Below are 21,217 nucleotides of genomic sequence, written 5' to 3'. Positions count from 1 at the left end.
ACCAATATAAATAGGTCTTCTTATCACTATTCCGTCAATTTTTTGGGTTTATGCCTGCGGTATTGGTAAATCAATACTATTATTAACGTAATAATGAGAATTCCAGCCAAATAGAGCATAATCCCACTCCCTCGATCAGATGTCTCCATATTGCCTAGATCCCCCCGAAGTTTGTCATTTTCATTCTGAAGCTTCGTAATCGTCTTCATATATGCAGATACCTGAGCGTCATATTCAGCAGCTAAACGCTGATAGCGTTCACTCTGCGCATCCTTCAAATCCAATAACTTTCGGGTTTCCAAAAATATATTGTTGTCGTTTAATACTACCTGCCGAAGGATATCTATCGATTTTTGCATATCACCCTTCGTCTTAAATAATCCAAAGACACCCGTCTTCTTTTCCAAGGATTGGTCATATTCACCAAATCTTCGACTCCGCTCATCTAATAAATGATTGACCCGTTCCCTTTGGGATTCAAATGTCAGGGAATCCGCCTTGACTGCTGTACTGTCCTGAGCAAAAAGGACCTGAGTAATCGATATAAGTATTAAAATTATTATGAGATTCTTTTTCATTTTCTTTTTGAGTGAAATCTTATAGCTCGCCTGTTAAGCATACTTTACAAGCAATTTTACTGCCTTTTTTTTAAACTATAGACTATCGGCGCTCCTTTTTATCTGATATTTTTCACAAAATCGAGAAATTTTACTTCTGATTTGTAGCGTATTATTAATTGTTTACGTATCTAAATTAAATACCAAATAACTATTAATCTTATTTTATGAAAAATGCTATCCATCGCTTTTTGAATCGGCTTGGTTTATTTGTGCCTCTGCTGCTATTTTTTACTTTCTCCGGCTGTGACAAATTTCATGTTGATGAAACATATGAGACTAAAGTCCCTATTTATCTCACCATGGGAGATGTCAGGTCCTCTACATTTACAATCGTTGAACCAAAACCTTTTGAATCTACCGGAAAGATTTACCTGTATAAAGATTATTTATTTGTCAATGAGCCAAATAAAGGAATTCATATTTACAACAACACAAATCCTGCAGACCCTAAAGCCATCGGTTTCCTGCCGATCTTGGGAAACTTTGATCTAGGTATTCAAAATGACCACCTTTACGCCGATAATATAGTCGATTTATTAACTTTCGATATCTCTGATATTAATAAACCTGTTCTTATAGATCGACAAAAAGACGTTTTCTCAGTTACCTATAAATCACAAACCGGAAACCGAGATGTCATAACCGATAACGATCCTGTCAGTATTATTGCTTACAAGGATACTATCGTCAATTCAACATATGAAGAGACTTATTATCCGGATCAAAAGGATCTCGTTTACTATGATTCATCGACTGGAAGCTACAATAATTCTGGTTCAGGATCGAATAACTCCGGATCAGGTAACCAGATCGGAATAGCAGGATCTTTAGCGAGATTCGCAATTTCTTCGAATTATTTATACTCCATCTTTCAAGATAGGGTCAAAAATTTTACACTACAGAACCCTAAATCCCCAAAATATGTCAATGAGGTTAAACTTGGATTTGGTATAGAAACTTTATTCCCTTACAAAAATTCTCTGTTTGTAGGAGCCAATAACGGAATGCATATTTTAGATATCAGTGTACCTACCAAACCTGTGGAAATTGCAACATATAACCATGTACTGGCTTGCGATCCTGTCGTTGTCAATGATAATTATGCCTTCGTAACTTTACGCACTGGTACGGTATGTGGAGGTTCACAAAATGTTTTGGAAGTGGTGGATATTAAGGACCTTAAAAAACCAAAACAGGTCAAAGTGTACGATATGGCTCATCCGCATGGACTTGCATTAAGTGGTGATTTCCTATACCTGAGTGAAGGTGACTTTGGACTAAAAAGTTTTAATGTCAAAGATGTACTCAATATCAAAGACAATCAAATCCAATACCTAGATGACCTAAAGAGCCGTGATATCATTGCCGGACCAAAGTCATTAATTGTTCTAGGCCCGCAGTCGATATGCCAATTTGACTATTCCAACAAAGCAAACTTGAAACAGTTAAGCTGCATCAGCATTAACGATAAAAAATAAAGACCTATGAAGATTTACACCCTTTGCCTTCTTGTCTTTATTTTAACCGGTATACAAGAAGCTTCGGCACAATTTCGTCGATATATCAACCATACAGAATTTGGGGTTCTAGCTTATTCATTGAACATGAAAGAATCTGGATTCACTGCCCAAACATTTAATGGTTATTTACTAAATCCTGATTTTGCCATCGGTGGAACAACAGGCTATGATCGCTATTTAGTCAGCAATTTCAGTAACTATTCCGTAATACCCGTTTCTTTAGGAGCGAGATTTACATTCGGCGCGCCTGCAACAACCAGATTTATTGCAGGATTAGATGCGGGATATGGTTTTGTTTGGGACTCAACCCCAAAGGAAAAATTGAATCCTAACCTAGAAACGAAACTTAACGGTGGCATCCGAATTAACCCGGAGGTTGGCCTCAGATTCAAAATGGCAGAAAACTCTACCTTTCTTTCCGTAACCTTAGGCTATCAGTATTTAAATGTCAAAACTGAGAATAAGTTTGAAATGCCTATGCCATATTATGATTATAATTTAAATTATGATTATTATCCGCTGAATAGAACTGATTATACGTCTTCCGTGAAAGAAGATCTCCATCGACTGACTATAAAAGTTGGTTTTGGCTTTTAAAATTAAGTAATTCCTAATAACCATTTAATGGGTAGGGTGGCAAGTGTACTTGTCGCCCTTTTTTTATACATAAAGGCTTTTTTATCCTTTTATTTTCATTTGAATTTTTGTTATATCAAAGTTGAGTGTGAGTCGGGTTTTGCTCGTGTTTCGCTCGTGTCTCATCCACAGCTTGTCCAAAACTTATCCGGAGCTCGTCCGCTCACAAGCGGACGAGCTGTGGACAATGTCCTGCCAAGATGCGGACGAGACACGACTAAAACACGAGCAAGACTAGAACGAAAGCCAAGGGGGATATCCAAAAATAGACTGGGCCAGGATTTATGTTATTCCCAGCCTAATGATTGTAGCATAAGAAGTTACATTTTAAAAAAAAAACGTGGAACATTCTTAGTTAGAAGTGGATTTGTTATTTTTTGTCGAGGAATTCGACCAGGATTGTTTCGTCTTGATAAAGACCTAAAAGCTGACTTGCATGTCCTTTGTTAATAGCAATCTCCAAAAAGTTACTGATACCAAAAAGACATAATTTTTCACCTTCTGAAACTTCGTTATAATGCCAGCTTAAATTGTTGATTGTTTCGTTTCTTTTAAATCGAAGGATGAAATCACGACCTTGTTGAACTTGATTGAAAAGGTCCTTGCTAATGTTACTGATTACATTTCCAAAAGAATCTATAAATGTAACATGGCCTTTAATGCTGTTTTGATTATAAATAGGTTGAAATGTTACCTTCTGTACAGCATTGTCGATAGGCATGCCGATGTCTTTAAGTTTGCCTCCATTTGCGATGTGGCAGGCGGCTTTGGTCAGAATATCAGCTAATGGAAAGTGTAAGTACCTAAGGTCCTGCATGATGTTGATTTCAACCATTTCAGTAGGCTTGTCTTCCCCGGTTATGATGCTGAATATGCCATTGTCAGCGCCAACAAAAAATTGACCTTTATAAGACATGGCAAGGTACCTTGAGTCTTCTTGGAAAACTGTATCCACACCAATTAGATGTACGGTATTCTTTGGAAAATAAGGATATGCGTTGTTAATAACAAAAGCTGCATGCTGAATGCTAAAGGAAGGGATGTCATGAGAAATGTCAACCAATCTGACATTCGGCAACTTCGAAATGATACTGCCCTTGAGTGCAGCTTGATAAAAATCGCGGTGACCTAAATCTGTAGTTAACGTAATTACTCCCATATTGTTCAGCAAGCCTGAAGCTAAAAAAATTTCCTGTTATTTTAATAAGCGAATTACAAAAATAGAAAAAGTAAACCGATTGCTAAATCTATTATGAATTAATACTTGCAATTGCTTTTATTTCTGCTCAATTAGTTTGTATTTTTGATTCAAGAATAGCAGAAAAGGCATAATGTTTTTGTTTTTTTGATATCTTTAATTACACGCCAATTGGACATGACGTGATTTATTCAGGAAATTAATACCGAAGTAATTTGAGCGAATTAGAAATCAATTTAGATGTTGTCAATTTGGTGACATTATGGGGAGCTCAAAATGAGAATTTTGAGTTTATTAAGAAAGCATTTCCGAAGTTACGTCTGGTGGCTCGGGGCAGTACCTTGAAAGTTTTGGGTGAAGAAGGTGAAAGAACAAGATTTCAACAGGTTTTTGATGATATTCTTGCACACATCAATCAATTTCAGACACTATCCTTATTGGAATTAGAGAGTTTGTTAGGTGCTGTTACGACAGTGAAATCAGTACTGGCAGAGAAAGATGATTCTGAACAGAAGACTGGAGCCTTTAAGGGCGAACCAATAGTATATGGGCCAAATGGGATTATTGTTCGAGCACGTACGCCTAATCAAAGACGGATGGTCGACAGCATTAATAAAAATGATATCTTGTTTGCAATTGGTCCCGCTGGTACCGGTAAAACCTATACCGCGGTTGCCTTAGCGGTTCGAGCATTGAGAAATAAAGAAATCAAGCGAATTATACTGACCAGGCCAGCCGTTGAAGCGGGCGAGAATTTAGGTTTCCTTCCTGGGGATTTAAAAGAAAAAGTTGATCCATATTTACGTCCACTCTACGATGCGTTGGACGATATGATTCCAGCGGAGAAACTGAAAGGATATCTTGAAAACCGAACAATAGAAGTTGCACCATTGGCATTTATGCGTGGTAGAACACTTGATAACTGTTTTGTTATTTTGGATGAAGCTCAAAATGCGACTGATATGCAGTTGAAAATGTTTTTAACGCGTATGGGGCCTACAGCAAAATTTATCGTTACGGGCGATATGACCCAGGTCGATTTACCAAAAAAGACCCAGTCAGGATTAGTCAATGCTGTGAAAATATTGGATGGCATCGAAGGCATCGATATGATTTACTTAAGCGGTTCTGATGTGGTTCGCCATAAATTGGTAAAACGTATTTTAGAAGCTTACGGCGATATTTAAAAAGAAAATTAACGCGTTTAGACGCACACACAATGAATACAATAAAAGAAACAAATTTTAATTTCAAAGGACAGACAGCATTCTATAGAGGAAAAGTAAGAGATGTATATAGTATTGGTGAAGACTATTTGGTGATGGTTGCATCCGATCGCATCTCAGCGTTTGATGTGGTATTGCCTAAGGCGATTCCTTACAAAGGACAGGTTTTAAACCAGATTGCATCCAAATTTCTTAAGGCTACAGCTGATATTCTTCCGAATTGGGTGGCATCCGTGCCGGACCCAAATGTTACAATTGGTAAAAAATGTGAACCCTTCAAGGTTGAGATGGTCATCCGTGGATATGTTTCAGGACATCTATGGAGAACCTATCGGGATGGTGGTCGTGAATTGTGCGGAGTTGAATTGCCTGAAGGATTAAAAGAAAATGATAAATTGCCGGTGCCGATTATCACCCCTTCTACGAAAGCAGATGTTGGACATGATGAAGATATTTCTAGGGCTGACATTATCGCAAGAGGAATCGTATCTGAGGAAGATTATTCACAATTGGAAAAATATGCCCATGCATTGTATCAGAGAGGAACGGAGATCGCAGCAGAAAGAGGGTTGATTCTGGTAGATACAAAATATGAGTTTGGAAAGAAAGATGGAGTGATCTACTTGATAGATGAGATCCATACACCTGATTCATCCCGTTATTTTTACGCGGAGGGATATGCTGAACGTCAAGCAAATGGAGAGCCTCAAAAACAATTGTCGAAGGAATTCGTGAGACAATGGCTAATTGAGAATGGATTTCAGGGTAAAGATGGCCAAAAAGTACCTGAAATGACTGATGAAATTGTAAAATCGATTTCTGAACGTTATATTGAACTTTTTGAGCATATCACTGGAGAGAAGTTTTTGTATGCTGAGGGGGGTGATGTGCTAGCAAGGGTTGAGCAGAATGTTGAAAAAGCTTTAGATAATCTATAAAACAATTAACACACATTTAAATTATGAAATTTACGGTAGATAAGTACGATAGATATGTAGTGATAGAACCTCTTCGGGAGAGATTGGACGGAGAGACTGCCGCAAGTTTGAAAGGCGAATTTATGCTCCGCAATACTGGTGGACAACGTAATATAGTCTTGGATTTGAATAATGTGATAGCTACAGATGAAGCCGGTATCCGTACAGGTTTATTGGCACGTCGTCTTTGTAAATCTTCAGGAGGCTTATTCATTTTAACTAATCTAAATGAAGATGTTTTAAATTTTATTAATTCATTAGGCTTAGATAAATACTTTATTATTACTCCAAATATCGAAAAGGCCAAAGATTTGATTTTTGGCAATGAGATTCGTTTGGATCTTAAGGAAGAACAGCAGTAATATGTTGCGGTTTGAGGTATTAATTCTGGGGAATAGTTCGGCCACTCCAATGTTCGAACGGCATCCCACATCTCAAGTAGTGAATTATAATGAACAATTATTTTTGATCGATTGTGGGGAAGGGACTCAAATGCAACTTTCCAAATACGGGATCAAAAGTAATCGTATAGACCATATTTTTATCAGTCATTTGCATGGGGATCATTACTTGGGATTAGTAGGACTGGTATCTTCCATGCATCTGGTCGGTAGAAAGGCGGATCTGCATATTTACGGTCCAGAACCATTAAAGGAAATTTTAGAACTACATTTTAAATATTCAGAGACGGTAATCCGTTATCAAATCATTTTTCATCCTACTAATCCGGAAAAAGAAGAGGTTATCTATGAATCCCGCATGTTAACGGTCAGTTCTTTTCCATTAATTCATAGGATTGCGTGTACTGGATTTCGATTCGATGAAGGGAAGCGTGCAGCGACTTTAATCGCAGAGAAAGTGGAGGAGCTGAAAATACCAAAAGTATTTTTTGCCTCCATCAAGAAGGGGATTGATTACGAAGATCCACAGGGGAACAAATATCCTGCCTGTGAATTGACCTTGCCGGCCCCGGAATCCAGGAGCTATGCTTTCTGTTCGGATACGGTAAGGCATCCGATTTATTTAAAATCCATTGAAGGAGTTGATTTATTATATCATGAAAGCACGTTTTTGCATGATATGGTAGATCGGGCAAAGGAAACATTTCATACAACTTCCTTAGAAGCAGCTGAAATTGCAAAGGAAACACATGTTAAAAAACTTTTGTTAGGACATTATTCAGCGCGATATAGAACCTTACAGCCTTTATTGGAGGAAGCTCAGCATATATTTCCTAAAACAGAGTTGTCTGTTGAGGGGAAATGGTTTTTAGTTTAGTGATTTTGTATAATTTTACCCATATTTACAGCTCGAAATTTTTAGACTAATACCATGTCATTCAACTTAACCGGACTACTTCGAGATAATATCAAGAAAATGGTGCCGTATTCTTCGGCACGAGATGAATTCAAGGGAGAAGCATCAATCTTTTTGGATGCTAATGAGAACGCTTTTGGCTCTCCACTTCCACATGATTACAATCGTTATCCGGATCCACTACAACATCGCGTTAAAGAGAAATTGTCGAAGATCAAAGGTGTTCCGGCTGAGAATATGTTTTTAGGAAATGGCTCAGACGAAGCAATAGATCTTCTATACCGAGCTTTTTGTACTCCTAAATTAGACAATGTCATCTTAGTGCCCCCAACATACGGAATGTACGAGGTGTCGGCCAATATAAATGATGTAGAAGTTCGCAAGGTAAACCTTACGAAGGATTTCCAATTGGATATGGATGGAATTGCAGAAGCATTGGATATGCATACGAAAATGATTTTCATCTGTTCGCCCAATAATCCTACTGGGAATAGTATTAATCCACTAGATATTGAAACACTTTTACTAAATTTCAAAGGACTAGTGGTTGTTGATGAGGCTTATATCAATTATTCTAAGCAAAAATCATTCACGCATGCCCTAGCAGAATTTCCAAATTTGGTAGTACTACAAACCTTATCAAAGGCATGGGGATTAGCTGCATTGCGCTTAGGATTGGCGTTTGCAAGTAAAGAGATTATTGAAGTATTTAATAAAATCAAACCACCCTATAACATTAATCAGGCGACACAGGATTTAGTTCTTGAGGCATTGGAAAATGTTGAAATGGTCAACGCATGGATCAAGACGACCGTTGAGGAACGCGAAATATTAGCAGAGAAATTAAGTGGGATATCGCAGGTTGAACATATTACACCTTCAGATGCTAATTTTATTTTAGTGAAATTAGAACAACCGAGAGAATTATATGCTTCTTTGGTAGACCGTGGTATTATTGTACGTGACAGGTCAAAAGTCGCCCTATGTGAAGGCTGCCTTCGAATTACAGTAGGGACCAAAGTAGAAAACGAGAGACTAATAGAAGAAATCCAACAATTTTATAAATAAGGAATAATGGCTGATCAGTTAAAAAGAGTTTTGTTTGTTGATAGGGATGGGACATTGATTTTAGAGCCCGAAGACGAGCAAATTGATTCATTTGCCAAATTGAAATTTTATCCAGGAGCACTTCAGTATCTGCCGAAAATTGCGAAGGAATTAGATTATGAGCTCGTTTTGGTGAGCAATCAAGATGGCTTGGGAACAGCTTCTCATCCTGAAGAGAACTTTTGGCCGGTACATAAATTTGTATTGGATACTTTTGCTGGGGAGGGTGTAACCTTCGTGAGAGAGCATATTGATAAGACATTTCCACACGAAAATGCCGATACCCGCAAACCAGGGATAGGAATGCTGAAGGAATATTTTGATGATTCGAAATATGATCTGGCAAACTCTTTTGTGATTGGGGATCGGGTGAACGATGTTAAATTAGCACAGAATCTGGGCGCAAAAGTAATCTGGTTGAGAAATAATGATGAATTGGGAAAACATGAAAATGTTGAAATTTGCGAAGATTCCATTGGATTGGAAACCAGTGATTGGAAATCAATCTATGAATTCTTGAAGTTGGGAAGTCGTACTGGCGAACATCATCGTAAGACCAACGAAACAGATATTTATATTAAATTGAATTTAGATGGAAGTGGGAAGTCTGATATCGAGACTGGCCTACCCTTCTTTGACCATATGTTAGATCAATTGGCCCGTCATGGTGCTTTGGACCTAACGATCAAGGCAAAAGGAGATCTACATATCGATGAGCACCATACGATAGAGGATACCGGTATTGCATTGGGAGAAATCTTTTTATCGGTATTGGGAAATAAGCGTGGGATTGAAAGATATGCCTATACCTTACCTATGGACGATTGTTTAGCTCAGGTAGCCATAGATTTTGGCGGTCGCAACTGGATTGTTTGGAATGCTGAATTCAAGCGTGAGAAGATTGGGGACATGCCTACGGAGATGTTTTTCCATTTTTTCAAATCCTTTTCGGATGCTTCAAAATCTAATTTGAATATTCAGGCAACTGGCGAAAATGAGCATCATAAAATTGAGGCTATCTTTAAGGCTTTTGCAAAGACGATCAAAAAAGCCGTTCGTCGTGATGTTGACAATATGCAACTTCCGAGTACAAAAGGATTATTATAAAAACGAAATTGGATTTGAGGGGTTTTATCAATAGGGGTTATGATTGGAATAGTTAATTATGGTGCCGGGAATATATTTTCGATAACAGCAGCACTTAAGCGTTTGGACATTTCGTATGGGATGATCAATAGTCCAACAGATTTTGATCTATACGACAAGATTATTATTCCGGGGGTAGGACATGCTGGCGCAGCTATGCAGAAATTAGTGGAATCGGGACTTTCGGAGACGATAAAGTCATTAAAGAAACCGGTTTTAGGGATTTGTGTAGGAATGCAGTTGTTAACGGACTATTCTGAGGAAGGTAATGCTGATCTGTTAGGTATCATACCATTAAAGACGTTACATTTTGAAGGTCGAGTCGCAGAAAAGGTACCACATATGGGCTGGAATAGCATTGATTTTCAAAATAATTGCCCTCTATTTAAGGATATTCCCAATAATTCCTATTTTTATTTCGTTCATTCTTATTACATTGAGCATGAATTGACCTATGGCATAGCCACATGTAACTATGGATTGCCGTTTTCGGCAGCAATTTCGCGCGACAACTTTTGGGCTGTACAATTTCACCCGGAGAAATCTGGGAAAGTTGGGGAACAGTTGTTACTGAATTTTAATGAATTATAAATGAATTTTTTTAGACTATGTATATTATTCCTGCAATTGATGTTTTGGACAAACAGGTTGTCCGCCTAAGAGAAGGTAACTATGAAGATGTTACCACTTATCCAATAACCTTAGAAGAGCAAATCGATAAATACCATGCGAATGGTACCGAAATCGTTCATATCATTGATTTAAATGGAGCAAAAGGTGATTTTAGCAATCAAGAATATTTATTTGAGATTATTAGAAGAACTGAGATGAAAGTTCAATATGGCGGAGGGGTTCGCAGCATTGAAAAGGTTAAGGAGTTAGTAGATGCAGGAGTTTATCGCGTTATTGTAGGGACACAAGCCATTACAAATCCAACGTTTCTAGAAGAGCTTAGCAAACTAAATGAAGGCAGAATAAAATATGCAGATCATATTGTTATTGCCATTGATGTTTTGGATGAGGTCATTAAATATTCGGGTTGGCTTGAAAGTTCTCCCATTAAATTGATTGAATACATTGATAAATGTTTAGGATTGGGTTTCTATCGTTTTCTATGTACAGATATCAGTAAAGATGGAAAATTAGGAGGTGCAGGCGTAGAATTGTATAAGAAATTATTGGATCATTCACCGATCATTAAATTGATAGGTTCTGGAGGGATCAGTTCGATGAAGGATATTGAAGAATTGAATAACCTGGGGAAAATGGAATCTGTTGTTGTGGGAAAAGCCATTTACGAGAACCGAATTACGATTGAAGAAATCAAGGATTGGAATTTAAAGGCATTAATTAGTTTTTAAGATGCTGGCAAAGCGAATAATTCCATGTTTGGATGTTAAGGATGGGCGGACGGTCAAAGGGGTCAATTTTGTTGATCTTCGGGATGCTGGTGATCCGGTTGAATTGGCTTGGCAATATTCGCAACAGGGTGCAGACGAGTTGGTATTCTTAGATATTACAGCGACCCACGAACGTAGAAAAACTACAGTGGATCTTGTTAAAGCTGTTGCCAGTCAAATAAATATTCCCTTTACAATTGGGGGAGGTATTAATGAATTATCAGATGCCGATGTCCTATTGAATGCAGGAGCAGATAAAATATCAATTAATTCTGCTGCGGTTCGAAATCCCCAACTACTGGATGAATTTGCTAAAGCATTTGGGGTACAGTTTGTGGTATTAGCAGTTGATACACGTTTTGTAGATGGAAAGAACTATGTGCATCTGCGTGGAGGCCGTGATATAACGGATATCCAAACGGAAGATTGGATTAAAGAAGCTGAAAATAGGGGTGCTGGAGAAATTCTCCTTACCTCTATGGATCACGATGGGACAAAGAATGGGTTTGATAATGGACTTTTAAAAAAGATCAATGATACCATTCACATTCCATTGATAGCATCAGGCGGAGCGGGGAATCAGCAGCATTTTGTTGATGTTTTCCAGCAAGCACAGGTGGATGCTGCTTTGGCGGCTTCAGTTTTTCACTATGGTGAGATTCTGATTCCAGAATTAAAAGAAACATTGCACGTTAATGGGATTCCCGTTAGACGTTGATTATACTGATAACATGATTATTGATTTTAATAAAGGCGAGGGCCTTGTTCCTGTTGTAATTCAAGACTATCAGACCCTAGAGGTTTTAATGCTTGGATATATGAACGAGGAAGCCTGGGCGAAAACTCAAGAAGAGAAAAAAGTAACCTTCTTTTCAAGGAGTAAGGACAGATTGTGGACTAAGGGGGAGGAGAGCGGAAACTTTCTTCATGTTGTCAGTACACATCTTGATTGCGATCAGGATACCCTATTGATTAAGGTAAATCCTATAGGTCCTACCTGTCATACGGGAAGCCGTAGTTGTTTTAATACGGAATTTAATCAAAATTTCCTTCTTCAATTGGAGCGAATAGTTCAGCATCGTATTGATTTTCCAAACGATGAATCTTATGTGAATAGACTGAGATCAAGAGGGATTAATAAAATTGCTCAGAAAGTTGGAGAAGAAGCTGTAGAAACTGTAATTGCAGCATTAACAGAATCAGAAAATGATTTTATAAATGAAACTTCGGATTTGCTGTTCCATCTAATCGTCCTACTAAAGGAAAAAGGAATGAATTTGGAAGTAATAGCCAAGAATTTGGAGGGTAGGCACCAATAATATCCTGATCCAACAAGGTTATCTTTGTATACTATGAACAATGAAAATAAGGATATTGAGCTATTAGGTACCTTAACGGGTCATCAGAATCCTATCTATACATTAGCAGTATCTGCTACCGATCCAAATACTTTATTTACAGGAGGAAATGATAAAGGGGTTGTGGAATGGGATTTGGAAAGTATGAGCTTTCGAAGGATACTTTGTAAGGTTGGCAGTTCGGTTTATTCCTTATATTCAATTCCTGAAAGCAATTATCTAGCAATAGGATTACGGTCGGGGCAATTAATGATCGTAGATACAATAAATCAAAGCTTAGTTGCCAATCTTAAAACTGAGAAGGGCGCTATCTTTTCGATTAAAACCATTCCTGAGAAAAAGGAATTGATAGCTATTGGAGAAGAAGGCTATGCCTATGTATGGAGCCTGGGTAATTTTGAATTACTGTATCGTTTTAAAATTTCCGAGACAACAGTTCGAGTGATAGAGGTATCAAATAGTGGAGACCTCATTGCTTTCGGTGATAAAAATGGCTTTATCTATTTATATCAAGCTGGAGATTTTCAGGAAATTACCCGGAAAAAGATTCATGAACTACCTGTAACCAGTATACAATTTGACCTTAATGATAGGCTATTTACAGGCGGCAGGGATGCGAAGCTATTCCAGCTAGATCTAAATCTTGAGATTCAAAGGGAAGTTATTCCACATATGTTTACAGTATATGGTATTGCATTGAATCCAGAGAAAAGATTATTGGCAACAGTAAGTCGCGACAAATCGATAAAAATATGGCGTTTGGAAGATTTAGGATTGATCAAAAATATTTCTAGGGATCGAGGATATGATAGCCATTATCTTTCGATAAATTCATTTATATGGGCAAATCATAGATTAATTACTGTAAGCGACGATAAATCGGTTAAGGTATGGAAGGAGGCTCTTCCATCATAATGTTTATTTGATTTCTTCTTACGTTACATCTATAATAGTTATAAGCGGTAAAAATAGCTCCAATAAGCATGGCAAAAATAAGGTAAGGTTTAATATCGTGACGATCAGAAATATCAGATAGATTAGCCTGATAATAAACGCCATAACAACCCCAGACTAATACTGCTGATACTGAAGGTAGAAAGTAGTAATATGAATATATAACCATAGCCAAGGTAACCAAAAGAAGTACAGCAACATTTAAAAAGAAGAATTGTTGTTCTCCCAATTGAAGGCTTAATTTTGAAAGAATTACGGCAGAATTAAATCCAAAAACAAACATAATCCAGCCGGTATAAACTCCAAATCCTAACCTGATAAAATAACGTGTTAATGAATTGGAAGTTAATTTCTGAATATGAATTCTATTATTGATTATTAGAACCGTAATTAAACATACCCCTGTATATAAAATCGACCAAAAGAAATAATCATTATGCTTTAACGTCATACTTAACCCTAATGCCATTTGGTTTAATATTAAGAGATAATCTATTTTTTCAACTTTTTTTATGGTATTGCTGCTGTAGTGAGGTTCTTGAGTGCCTCTGAACATAAAATAAGCAGCCAAAATCATTGAAATAGCGATGAATGACCAAATTTTATAGGTAAAAAAAGCGGGCGTTAAATAAGAGGGGTAAAAGGCAATAGTGTCCGTAAACGTAAAGTCAAAAAGAATTGCATTTTCTAAAATTGCTATCCAAAGGAAATTCAATGCTACAATCAAGAAATTCAATAAAGACAATGTCCTTGGTGCTGCCATATTTGGTTAATAGTTAATGATTTTGGTAGCACAAATATAATAATCTTTACTGAGATGTAAAGAGTTCAAGAATAGCTTTTAAGTATTGCTTATCGATTAAGTCAAATGAATTTAGTTCTTTGCTGTCGACGTCTAAAACTCCAATACAGTTACCGTCTTTAAGAATAGGAACCACAATTTCTGATTTAGAGAGCGAACTACATGCTATATGGCCTGGGAATTCCTCAACATTAGGGACAATTAGAGTTTCTTCTTTTGCCCATGCAGTGCCACAAACACCACGATTGTAAGCAATCCTTGTACATGCAACAGGACCTTGAAATGGACCTAAAACCAATTCATTGCCTTCAACCAAATAAAATCCAACCCAAAAGAAATCAAATTGTTCTTTTAGAGCTGCTGCGATATTTGCCATATTGGCAACAACATTGTTTTCTCCAGTTAACAATCCTTTAATTTGAGGAATAAGTGATTGATACTGTTGTTCTTTAGTACCTTTTGAAATATTTAAGTTTTCCATTGTTTAGTAATTAGTAGTTAGACATAAGACATAAGACATAAGAGTATTGAGTATAAAGTATTTAGTAGTTAGATTTTTTTATAAGTAGTTAGTATTGAGTATTTAGTAGTTAGATTTTGTAAAGTTTGATAAGTGACTATATATAACCCTTGCCAATCATCTAACTACTTAATACTAACTACTAAATACTATATACTACCTCACATTTTTTTCAATGCGGCTTTTATGAGTTGTTCGACGGTTAGTTCGGGTTCAGCGATGTAAATTGCGTGGAGTACTTTTTCGGCTTGAGCTTTTGGAAATCCTAACATGACCAATGCGGTAAGTGCTTCTTCGGAGGAAGAAGGTTTACTTAAAGGTAACGGAATAAGTGCATCAGGGCCTTGTTTTTTCAATTTGTCCTGAAGTTCCAGAATAACTCTTTGTGCTGTTTTAGGGCCAATACCTTTAATTTTTTGAATCACATTCACCTGACCTGCAACAATAGCTTGCTGTATTTCTTCTGGTGTGATCGAGGATAGCATCATCCTTCCTGTATTTGGACCGATACCAGAAACAGAGATAAGGTGATGAAATAAATGTCTTTCAGCTTCGGTTGCAAATCCAAAAAGTGTTTGAGAATCTTCGCGAACCTGGAAGGAAGCATAAAGTTTACAATCCTCTTTATCCTTAATTAAACTGTAGGTGGTTAGGGAAATATGCAAATAATAGCCAATCCCACCCACTTCTAAAATGACGTGGGTGGGAGCTTTAAATACAAGTTTTCCTTTAAAATATTCGTACATAAGCTATGCTTATTGATTGTTTAATACTTTTTCATGTTCAATGGCATCTACAACAGCAATTGTAACCATGTTGACAATTTCACGTACCGAGCTATCCAATTGAAGAACGTGTACAGGTTTGTTCATTCCCAAAAGTACAGGACCAACAGCTTCAGCATTACCTACCTCCTGCAATAATTTGTATGCAATATTACCAGATTCGAGGTTAGGGAAAACTAAGGTATTCGCAGGTTCTCCATTCAAAGTTGAGAATGGGAAGTTATCTGCCAATAGATTTTTATTTAATGCGAAGTTTGCTTGGATTTCACCATCAGCAACAATTTCAGGATGTTCTTTATGTAAGATTTTTACAGCATCTCTTACTTTGTCAGAAATATCACCATCGTTGGAACCGAAATTAGAATAAGAAAGCATTGCTAATCTTGGCTTGATATTAAAGCGTTTTACAGCAGAATCTAATAAGACTGAGATATCAGCTAATTCCTGTGCATTAGGGTTGGCATTTACCGTTGTGTCCCCAAAGAAAAGAGGACCTTGGCTAGTCAACATAATGTACATTCCAGCCACTCTACTTCCTGGTTTTGCACCAATTACTTGTAAAGCTGGACGTATGGTGGATGCATAATTCCTTGTAAGACCAGAAATCAATGTATCCGCATCACCAAATTCAACCATACTTGCAGCAAAATAGTTCCTGTTCGTCATTAACTTACGAGAATCTAATTTATTGATGCCACGGCGCTGTCTCTTTTGGTACAGATGATCAGCATATTTTTCAAATCGTTCAGATTTAATTTCTGACTGAGGATCAATTATATCAACTCCATCCAATTCGAAGCCATATTCTTTAATTAAACCGTTGATTTTGTTTTGGTTGCCTAATAAAATTGGGAAAGCAATACCTTCTTCTTTTACGATTTGAGCAGCACGAAGCGTTTTATAGTTGTCTGCTTCTGCAAATACAACGCGTTTAGGATTTGATTTTGCTTTAGCCGTGATTGTGCGAACCAATCGATCATCTTTTCCTAAGCGTTTACGAAGTTCGTCGCGGTAAGCATCCCAATCTTCAATGACTTTACGTGCTACCCCAGATTCTATGGCAGCTTTTGCAACAGCTACAGAAACTTCAGTAATCAAACGTGGGTCAGTTGGTTTAGGAATGACATACTCAATTCCAAAGCGAAGGTTATTGGTGTTGTATGCTATATTTACTTCTTCCGGAACCGGTTGTTTAGCTAATTCAGCAATTGCTTTTACTGCTGCGATTTTCATTTCCTCGTTAATAGCGGTTGCTCTAACATCTAAAGCCCCACGGAAGATATAAGGGAAACCTAATACATTGTTAACTTGATTAGGGAAATCAGAGCGGCCAGTACCTATTATTAAATCATCACGAGTTTCAATAGCAAGCGCATAAGCGATTTCAGGGTTCGGGTTCGCCATTGCTAAGACGATCGGTTTCGGAGCCATGCTTTTTAGCATGTCTTGCGTTAATACATCCGCTGCTGAAAGTCCAATGAAAACGTCGGAATCCTTCACGGCATCTGCTAAAGTATGTATATCACGATCTGTAGCCCATTCAGCTTTTGTTGGATCTAAGGTCTCGCGATCTTTACGTATTACCCCCTTACTATCCAACATGACAATGTTTTCTTTTTTAGCTCCTACAGCCACATACATTGCCGTACATGAAATAGCTGCAGCACCAGCTCCGTTAACTACGATTTTTACTTCAGCAATATTTTTACCTTGTAATTCGCAAGCGTTAATCAATGCAGCACCAGAGATAATTGCCGTTCCATGCTGATCATCATGCATGACAGGGATATTCATTTCGGCTTTTAATCGACGTTCGATTTCAAAACATTCCGGAGCTTTGATGTCTTCAAGGTTTACACCACCGAAAGTAGGCTCCAAGGCTTTTACGATATTTACAAATTCATCAACATTTTTAGTGTCCAATTCGATGTCAAAGACATCGATATCAGCAAAGATTTTGAAAAGTAATCCTTTACCTTCCATTACGGGTTTACCAGCTTGAGCACCGATATCACCTAAGCCTAATACGGCAGTACCATTACTGATTACGGCTACCAAGTTTCCTTTGGCAGTATATTTATAAGCATCTTCGCTATTTTCTGCAATTGCCAAGCAAGGTTCAGCTACCCCTGGGGAATACGCCAAAGAAAGATCTCTTTGGGAACTGTGAGGTTTCGTTGGAACCACTGCGATTTTGCCCGGACGCCCCATTGCATGGTAATTTAAAGCGTCTTTTTTTCTGTTGATGTTACTCATTACAATTTTGGTTTATACTTATATTCATGACTATTACCTAGTAATAATCTACTTTAATACATCTAATAATTTAAACATTCTTTGGCGCATTTGACCAGCAGGGCCTTGGTAATTGTTCACTAATAATGCGAACGTATATTCTTGCCCATCACTAGCCTTCTGATAGCCTGTATATCCTAAAACTCCGCCAATAGTACCACTTTTCATGCTGGTATTGTTAATGTTGGGCAAAGATTTTAAAAATTCATCATACCATGGTCTCTCTTTAGCATACTGCATAATCTTGCCCATTGCCAAAGTCGTTACCCTGTTTTGTGGAGATAATCCCGATCCATCAAAGGTGTTTATCGCACTAGGATCGATTGCAAGCTTATTTTGCCAGTATTTTGAAACTAAGGAAGCTGCACTTTCAGTATTGAAATCCATTGCAGATATCCCGCCTATAATCTTCAACAAAGATTCTCCATAAAGATTAATGCTCTTTTGATTAAACCAATGTACAATTTCTCCTAATCTTGGCGACTTTACAGAGAGAAGTAAGTTTCTATTACCGTCCATAAGGGACAGGGAATCCATATTCAATAATCGTTTCGCTGTAATTACAGTATCCGAAATTAAAATGGAATCTTGGCTTAATGTTTCTGCTAAAGAATAAGCTAGATCGAGTGCAGGGTCAGGCACTGATATTTCAATTGTTTTTTTCAGGTCAGCGCCATAGGTTCCTCTCAAATATACTTCGGTAGAGTAGGGAGCAGAAAAAGCATATACATTATCTCCAGAACCATTAGATCCTGTTTTTACTTCATTAATCAAAGTATAGAAGGGCGGGGTTTTCACAGGGTTTAGTTTTGCTGGCTGTCCAGGTCTACTAACCGTAAAGTTTACCCCCTGTTTATTTTCTTTCCAATTTAACGCAGATACACCAGCGCCATAATAGTTTCCGATATCAGTCCACATCCAGGTTCCTGGAACGTCATATCCATTGAAGAGCTTGTCATCAGCGATTAATTTTCCATTAATCTGTTTAATGCCAGCTTTTACGATGGCATCTTTCCATTTTGCTAATAATACTTCAGGTTTCGTTTCTGGATAGCGGTCGCTTCCAAGTGTAGGATCACCTTTACCTTCAATAATGATATTACCATTTAAAGTTCCCAGGGAATCAATTGTTCCGGTGTAGGAAAGATCGGTTTGAAACGTGAAGTCAGCGCCTAAAAGATCAAGTGCGGTAATGGAAGTGATGACTTTCAAGGTAGATGCGGTTGGCATGCCGATTTGATTATTACTATCAAAAACAACCTCGCCTGTTTTAGAATTAATGACAGTCAAGGAAGCCATACCATTTTTAAGAGATGGGTTCTTACTAAAAGTTTCAAATGCTGTTTGAACTTTTGATTTTACCCCTTGAGCCTGTAATGTGTGTACACTTACTAAGCTACATACCGTAAGGAAATAAAAAAATGAAAAAAATCTTCTCATAGGTAGCAAATATCGTAATCTACTGCACAAGTAGTACATTTAAATTGTAAAATTTCAAATGTATGATGAAGTGAATGTATTAATTGTGAGAGTTTTTATAACTTGCGAGGATTATTAAAAATAACATAATGAAATACATCGAGAAATTAGCTTCCATCCGTCAAGAGATGAAAGAAAAGGGTGTAGATGCCTATATAATTCCTTCCTCAGACCCACATATTAGCGAATACCTTCCGGAGAGATACAAGTGCATTGCCTGGACATCGGGATTTACCGGTTCCGCAGGTACCTTAGCGATCACTCAAGATTTTGCAGGGCTATGGACGGATTCAAGATATTTTGTTCAGGCTGCAGAACAATTAGCGGGAACAGGATTTGAATTGGTGAAACTTCAAGTTCAAGGACGTGCTGAATATGCGACCTGGCTTTCTAAACATTTAAAGTCTGGTGATACAGTTGCCTTTGATGGGAACCTAGCTTCAGTTGCGGTAGCTCAGGCTGTTCAAAATGAACTAGAGCCATTAGGAATATTGGTTAATGGACATCTGGATTTATTGGACAATATTTGGGAAAATAGACCAGAACTTCCTCAAGAACGTGCGTATTTAATTGATGTAAATACAACAGGTCAATCTACTGAAGATAAAATTTCAGCTGTAAAAGAGAAATTAAAGGAAAAACGAGCGGATGTGCATTTTGTGTCTTCATTAGATGATTTAGCATGGATCTTAAATATCCGTGGGAATGATGTACACTGTAACCCCGTTGTCTTGGGGTTTTTATTGATCGAACAAGAGCGGAATATTCTGTTTATTGGAGACAATAAGTTATCTGCAACAGATATTTCAACGTTACAGAATGCGGGTATTGAAGTTTCAAACTATCAGGAGGCATTTGAAAAAGTAAAGAATCTTCAAGCAAAAAGAATATTATTAGATCCAAAGAAGACTTGTTTTGCAATCTATGATTCTGTTCCTGCAGAAGTTGAAATTTTGGAAGACATGAACCCTTCCACGGCTTTAAAATCCATTAAAAATCAGGTTGAGATTTCTCATACGAGAAACGCTATGATAAAGGACGGTGTTGCGTTGACAAAATTCTTTAAATGGGTTGAGGAAAACGTGAGTTCAGGAGCGCTTTCTGAAATTTCTATTGCAGAAAAACTTCAACAATTAAGAGCGGATTCAGAAGGGTTTGTCGATATTTCATTTGATACCATTGCAGGTTATAGGGCTCATGGCGCACTACCGCATTACAAAGCAACTGAAACCAGCAATTCCTCTTTAAAAGCAGAAGGATTATTGTTGGTTGATTCCGGGGGTCAATATACAGATGGAACTACCGATATCACCCGTGTTATTTCATTAGGCAATATCACGGAAGCAGAGAAAACAGATTATACGCTCGTACTCAAAGGAACTATTGATGGATCTGTGGCGGTATTTCCAAAAGGAACGAAAGGATACTCCATTGATGCTATTACAAGACGACCATTGTGGGAAACCTTTAGAAATTATGGACATGGAACAGGTCATGGTGTAGGATTCTTCCTAAATGTGCATGAAGGTCCACAAGTTTTCAATATGGCGGCAATTGATATACCAGTGGAAGCGGGAATGATTACTTCCATTGAACCCGGGCTATATAGAGAAGGGGAATATGGAATTCGGATTGAAAATCTGGTCTTATCCAAAGTAATTGAAAGCAACCAATTCGGTGAATTCATGGATTTTGAGACTTTAACGATTTGTTATATTGCTACTGATCTCGTTGATAAGTCACTACTAGATCAAAAACATATAGCCTGGTTGAATAAGTATAATGACTGGGTGTTTGAAAGCCTATCTCCAAAATTGGATGATAGTGAGAAAGCATGGCTGAAAGAAAAAACCAAAGCGATTTAAAGAAGAGAAAGG

Annotated in this window: 21 protein-coding genes; 14 read left to right on the top strand and 7 right to left on the bottom strand. The window is 37.5% G+C overall.

The annotated features are described in order from the left end of the window. Nucleotides 1–26 precede the first annotated feature (26 nt). Nucleotides 27–578, bottom strand: a complete 552-nt coding sequence (locus tag E0Y80_RS05255; protein WP_156306374.1) for a hypothetical protein — start codon at nucleotides 576–578, stop codon at nucleotides 27–29. A 206-nt stretch (nucleotides 579–784) separates the two neighbouring features. On the opposite strand from E0Y80_RS05255, the gene E0Y80_RS05250 reads away from it, so the two are divergent. Continuing rightward, complete coding sequence (locus E0Y80_RS05250) at nucleotides 785–2,098, top strand: LVIVD repeat-containing protein (protein ID WP_156306372.1); 1,314 nt, start codon at nucleotides 785–787, stop codon at nucleotides 2,096–2,098. A 6-nt stretch (nucleotides 2,099–2,104) separates the two neighbouring features. Further along, a complete protein-coding gene (locus E0Y80_RS05245; RefSeq protein WP_156306369.1) occupies nucleotides 2,105–2,737 on the top strand; it encodes a hypothetical protein in 633 nt (210 codons plus the stop codon). A 409-nt stretch (nucleotides 2,738–3,146) separates the two neighbouring features. Here the strand turns inward: E0Y80_RS05245 and E0Y80_RS05240 are convergent, their stop codons facing one another. Further along, nucleotides 3,147–3,935 (bottom strand): SAM hydrolase/SAM-dependent halogenase family protein, encoded by a 789-nt coding sequence (locus tag E0Y80_RS05240; RefSeq protein ID WP_156306368.1) that lies wholly within the window; start codon nucleotides 3,933–3,935, stop codon nucleotides 3,147–3,149. 254 nt (nucleotides 3,936–4,189) lie between these two features. Here E0Y80_RS05240 and E0Y80_RS05235 point away from each other — a divergent pair, with 254 nt between their 5' ends. From E0Y80_RS05235 to E0Y80_RS05185, 11 genes are read left to right on the top strand one after another with little or no spacing between them, the layout of a single operon-like run. After that, complete coding sequence (locus E0Y80_RS05235) at nucleotides 4,190–5,161, top strand: PhoH family protein (protein WP_156306366.1); 972 nt, start codon at nucleotides 4,190–4,192, stop codon at nucleotides 5,159–5,161. A 32-nt stretch (nucleotides 5,162–5,193) separates the two neighbouring features. Further along, nucleotides 5,194–6,138 (top strand): phosphoribosylaminoimidazolesuccinocarboxamide synthase, encoded by a 945-nt coding sequence (locus E0Y80_RS05230; RefSeq protein ID WP_156306364.1) that lies wholly within the window; start codon nucleotides 5,194–5,196, stop codon nucleotides 6,136–6,138. Nucleotides 6,139–6,161: 23 nt separating this feature from the next. Beyond that, nucleotides 6,162–6,539 carry an STAS domain-containing protein gene (locus tag E0Y80_RS05225; protein ID WP_156306362.1) on the top strand — a complete coding sequence of 126 codons (378 nt, stop codon included), beginning with the start codon at nucleotides 6,162–6,164 and terminating at the stop codon, nucleotides 6,537–6,539. Nucleotides 6,540–6,543: 4 nt separating this feature from the next. After that, on the top strand, nucleotides 6,544–7,455 hold the full coding sequence (locus E0Y80_RS05220) for a ribonuclease Z (RefSeq protein ID WP_156306610.1): 912 nt from the start codon (nucleotides 6,544–6,546) through the stop codon (nucleotides 7,453–7,455). 54 nt (nucleotides 7,456–7,509) lie between these two features. Beyond that, entirely contained in the window at nucleotides 7,510–8,562 is a 1,053-nt protein-coding gene (gene hisC, locus E0Y80_RS05215) for a histidinol-phosphate transaminase (RefSeq protein ID WP_156306360.1), read from the top strand. A 6-nt stretch (nucleotides 8,563–8,568) separates the two neighbouring features. Next, complete coding sequence (hisB, locus tag E0Y80_RS05210) at nucleotides 8,569–9,708, top strand: bifunctional histidinol-phosphatase/imidazoleglycerol-phosphate dehydratase HisB (RefSeq protein WP_156306358.1); 1,140 nt, start codon at nucleotides 8,569–8,571, stop codon at nucleotides 9,706–9,708. A gap of 39 nt (nucleotides 9,709–9,747) precedes the next feature. After that, a complete protein-coding gene (gene hisH, locus E0Y80_RS05205; protein ID WP_156306356.1) occupies nucleotides 9,748–10,338 on the top strand; it encodes an imidazole glycerol phosphate synthase subunit HisH in 591 nt (196 codons plus the stop codon). A gap of 17 nt (nucleotides 10,339–10,355) precedes the next feature. After that, complete coding sequence (locus E0Y80_RS05200; RefSeq protein WP_156306354.1) at nucleotides 10,356–11,108, top strand: 1-(5-phosphoribosyl)-5-[(5-phosphoribosylamino)methylideneamino]imidazole-4-carboxamide isomerase; 753 nt, start codon at nucleotides 10,356–10,358, stop codon at nucleotides 11,106–11,108. Between the two features lies 1 nt (nucleotide 11,109). After that, a complete protein-coding gene (gene hisF, locus E0Y80_RS05195; RefSeq protein ID WP_156306351.1) occupies nucleotides 11,110–11,865 on the top strand; it encodes an imidazole glycerol phosphate synthase subunit HisF in 756 nt (251 codons plus the stop codon). A 13-nt stretch (nucleotides 11,866–11,878) separates the two neighbouring features. Then, entirely contained in the window at nucleotides 11,879–12,466 is a 588-nt protein-coding gene (hisIE, locus tag E0Y80_RS05190) for a bifunctional phosphoribosyl-AMP cyclohydrolase/phosphoribosyl-ATP diphosphatase HisIE (RefSeq protein WP_197091494.1), read from the top strand. Nucleotides 12,467–12,499: 33 nt separating this feature from the next. Then, entirely contained in the window at nucleotides 12,500–13,420 is a 921-nt protein-coding gene (locus E0Y80_RS05185; RefSeq protein WP_156306349.1) for a WD40 repeat domain-containing protein, read from the top strand. Here E0Y80_RS05185 and E0Y80_RS05180 read toward each other — a convergent pair. The 5 genes from E0Y80_RS05180 to dacB form a co-directional block, all read right to left on the bottom strand. Continuing rightward, a complete protein-coding gene (locus E0Y80_RS05180) occupies nucleotides 13,389–14,222 on the bottom strand; it encodes a hypothetical protein (RefSeq protein ID WP_156306347.1) in 834 nt (277 codons plus the stop codon). The two genes, E0Y80_RS05185 and E0Y80_RS05180, sit on opposite strands and share 32 nt — an antisense overlap. Nucleotides 14,223–14,268: 46 nt before the next feature. Then, nucleotides 14,269–14,742 carry a GAF domain-containing protein gene (locus E0Y80_RS05175; RefSeq protein ID WP_156306345.1) on the bottom strand — a complete coding sequence of 158 codons (474 nt, stop codon included), beginning with the start codon at nucleotides 14,740–14,742 and terminating at the stop codon, nucleotides 14,269–14,271. Between the two features lie 200 nt (nucleotides 14,743–14,942). After that, the gene (gene ruvA, locus E0Y80_RS05170; protein ID WP_156306343.1) at nucleotides 14,943–15,527 is read right to left on the bottom strand and encodes a Holliday junction branch migration protein RuvA; all 585 of its coding nucleotides are present in this window, start codon (nucleotides 15,525–15,527) and stop codon (nucleotides 14,943–14,945) included. 9 nt (nucleotides 15,528–15,536) lie between these two features. Beyond that, entirely contained in the window at nucleotides 15,537–17,822 is a 2,286-nt protein-coding gene (locus tag E0Y80_RS05165) for an NADP-dependent malic enzyme (RefSeq protein WP_156306341.1), read from the bottom strand. Between the two features lie 48 nt (nucleotides 17,823–17,870). Beyond that, nucleotides 17,871–19,301, bottom strand: coding sequence for a D-alanyl-D-alanine carboxypeptidase/D-alanyl-D-alanine endopeptidase (gene dacB / locus E0Y80_RS05160; protein ID WP_156306339.1), 1,431 nt, complete (start codon nucleotides 19,299–19,301; stop codon nucleotides 17,871–17,873). 128 nt (nucleotides 19,302–19,429) lie between these two features. Here dacB and E0Y80_RS05155 point away from each other — a divergent pair, with 128 nt between their 5' ends. Then, a complete protein-coding gene (locus tag E0Y80_RS05155) occupies nucleotides 19,430–21,205 on the top strand; it encodes an aminopeptidase P family protein (protein WP_156306337.1) in 1,776 nt (591 codons plus the stop codon). Nucleotides 21,206–21,217 lie beyond the last annotated feature (12 nt).

Origin of the sequence: Sphingobacterium endophyticum (assembly GCF_009733535.1) — a bacterium.
Taxonomy (GTDB): domain Bacteria; phylum Bacteroidota; class Bacteroidia; order Sphingobacteriales; family Sphingobacteriaceae; genus Sphingobacterium; species Sphingobacterium endophyticum.
This window is presented reverse-complemented; position numbering and strand designations above follow the sequence as displayed.